The following is a 3,212-nucleotide window of genomic DNA, read 5'->3' on the forward strand; positions in this document are numbered from 1 at the left end:
CCGCGGTCGGCAGCGGCCCGGTGCCGCTGGCCCTGCCCAAGCCGGCAGCCGACGGCAGCACCGCGCTGCACCTGGCCGCACCGGCCAAGCCGGGCAGCACCATCCTGTCCTGGCGCCCGCCCGAGGTGCCGCTGGCGAACCCGGCCATCACCCCGCCGGAACCGCTGACCGCGCTGCAGGCCGGCAAGCCTGATTTCTTCGACCTCGACCGCGACGCCCAGCACAGCTTCGCCCTCACTGTCGCCGCGGGCGGGCTGTACCGGGTGGAGACGCTAGGCCGCCTGCGCACCAGCGGCACCATCGGCACGCCCTTCATCGCCTCGCTCGGCACGGCCTCGGCCAACGGCGCCGGCCAGAACATGCTGCTGCAGCAATATCTGCGCGCCGGCCGCTATCGCGTGACAACCAAGGCGGAGGACGGCGCCGGCCGGGCCGGCATCACCGCCCGCCCGACGCCGATGCTGGACGGCGCCACGCTGGTGCCGGCCGGCAGCGTGCGCGCCGCCCTGCCCGCCGGCAGCGGCATCCTGTTCCCGATCGATATTCCGGCGGACGGCCAATACGAGCTGCAGATCCTGGGGCTGAACCGCAGCTTCACCGCCCGGCTGGAAGATGCCGAGGGCTGGCCGCTGCTGGCCGCCGGCGACCTGTCGGAACTGGAGCAGGATCTGGCTGCCGGCCACTACCGGCTGATGATCCTGCCCGAGGCGGTCGACACCGAGGTGGTGGCCCGGCTGACGCAGGAGACACCAGCCGTTGCGCTGGAAGGGCACGGGCCCCATCCCCTGCCCTTCGACACCGAGCAGGCCTATCAGTGGCATGAGCCGCCGGGCCGCGACGACCCGCGCCAGCCGGACCAGTGGGACTTCACCCTGGCCGGGCCGGCGAAGTCCACCCTGACCATCGGCGAGGGCATGGTCGCCGATCTGCGCCGGCTCGACCCGCCGCAAGACGCCCCGGTGGCCCGGTTCACCAGCAGCACCGCCTTCACCGGCGATCTGCCGGCCGGCCGCTATCGGGTCGAGGCCACCAGCCTGGGCCGCAACGACCGGCTGGACTACACCCTGCAGTTGCAGACCGACGAGCTGCAGCCGGACACGCCGCGCAGCGTAAGCCTGCCGGCCACGGTGCCGTTCAGCATCGCCACCGACCGCGTGGTCAGCCTGACCAGCTTCGGCGCGCTCGACGTCAAGGCGGTGCTGCGCGACGCCACCGGCCAGGTGTTGGGGCGCTTCGACGACCGCGACGGCGATTGGAACATCGCCGTGTCGCAATACCTGCCAGCCGGCCGCTACAGCCTGGACCTGGCCCAGGTCGAGGCGGCGAAGCCCGCGGCCGACGACGGTGGCGATTCCGGCGACAGCAGCGACGAGTCCTCGACCGACAGCTCGGCCGACAGCGCGAGCGACACCGACAATTCCGGCGACGCGACGGAGCCGACGACCGAGCTGCGGCTGGCGCTGCCGGCCGATGACGCCACCGTCCCGGCGCCGGCGACCGGCACCGTCGACCTCAAGGGCCCGATGGTGCATCGCCTGGCCCTGCCTGTTGCAGCCGAGGGCAGCCTGATGGTCGCCGCCGCCAGTTCGAGCGCCGAGCTGATGCTGGCGCTGGAACGCCAGGGCACGGACGGCGCCTGGACCAGCGTCGCCATCGACCGCGGCCTGGCCCCCACGGTCGCCGTGCCCGCCGATGGCGACACCGCCCGGCCGTGGCGCGCCTCGGTCTGGACCGTCGATGGCGGCGGCGAGGCCGTGCGCTTCGCCGCCCGGTCGGTCACATCAGAACCGCAGAAGCCCGGCGCGATCGCCTGGGCGCCGCAGCCGCTGGACGGCATGCCGCAGACCCTGGCCACCGCCCTGGTCGCCCCGCCCGGCGCCGGGCTGGTGCGGATCGACGGCGCCGACACCGCAGGCGGCCTGTGGCAGGGCTCCGGCCCCGGCCGCGCCATCCGGCCGCTGACGGCACCGGTGGTGGCGCCGCAATCCGACCGGCTGTGGCTGCTCAGCCGCAACCCGGCGGCCGACACGCTGACCCTGGCGCCGCTGACCGCCGACCCGTCCCGCGCCACCGTGATCGACCTCGCCGCCGGCGAGAGCGCGACACTGCAGCCCTCGCCGGTGCAGCGCGACCGGCTGCGGGTCTGGCTGGCCCGGTCCGGCGACGGCCAGCCGGGCCTCGACTCCGGCCACGGCATGGGTGTCGCGGCTGGCGAGGCCTTCGCCCTGGGCGACCGGACCCGACCGCTGACCATCCGCAACGCCGAAGGCAATGGGGCACTGCGGCTGGAGCTGACCGGGCTGGATCTCACCCTGGCTTCCGAACGGCGGGCCGATGCCGGGATTTCCGTCACCCTGGCCGCCGGCGGCGCGGTGCCGCTGACCTTGCCGGACGGGGCCAAGCGGCTGCGCCTGGACCTGCCGGCCGGCGTCGCCGCCATTGCCGGCTGGCGCCGCCCCGATGCGGTCACCGCCTGGGCCGGCAGCATGCCGGCGAGCTGGTCGCTGGAGGGCGACTGGACCGATGTGCTGCTGGTCAACACCGGCACCGCCCCGGCGCCGGTCACCCTGTCACAGATCCCGGATGCGGCGCCGACCCCGGCGCTGGCGATCGACCGGGTGATGAAGCGCTTCTTCGGCGCCGAGGGCACGGTGCTGCTGCAGCTGCCCGCCGGCACCGGGCCGGGCCACCGCCTGGTGGTTGCCGGCGCGGCGGAGGCGACCGTGATCGGCCGCGACGGCCATGTCGCCAGCGGCCACCGGATCCCGCTGACCGGCCCCGGCGTGGTGGTGCTGCGCCACGAGGCCGGGCTGGTCGCCGCCTGGATGGAATCCAACGAATCCGGCCCCTGGCCGCAGCCGGAGCAGCAGGACGCGGCGGTGCCGGGCATCCTGCCGCTGTCGGGCGAGGCGATGACCCTGCGGGTGCAGTCGGCCAAGCCGGTGCTGCTCACCGCCCGCACCACGGCGCCGGTGATCCTGGCCGCCGATGGCGGCGAACCCGTGCTGTTCCCGGCCGGCGCCGAGTTCCACCACTACCTGCAGGATGCGGCGCTGCTGCATCTGTTCTCACCGCAGGACGGGCCGCTGTCCGGGTCGATCGAGCTGGTGGCGACGCCGATCATCCCGCTGGAGGACGGCGTCGGCGCCCCGGTCACGGTGGCGTCGGGCGGCACCGCGCTGTTCGGCTTCACGGTGGAGAAGGACAGCGAC

Annotated in this window: 1 protein-coding gene; it reads left to right on the plus strand. The window is 74.6% G+C overall.

Annotation, left to right across the window (positions count from 1 at the left end; translation table 11 throughout):
- Positions 1 to 3,212, plus strand: a 3,212-nt coding sequence (locus AC3XYG_RS17460; RefSeq protein ID WP_489141124.1) for a hypothetical protein, incomplete at both ends; no start/stop codon positions are given.

Source organism: Inquilinus sp. (assembly GCF_057815775.1).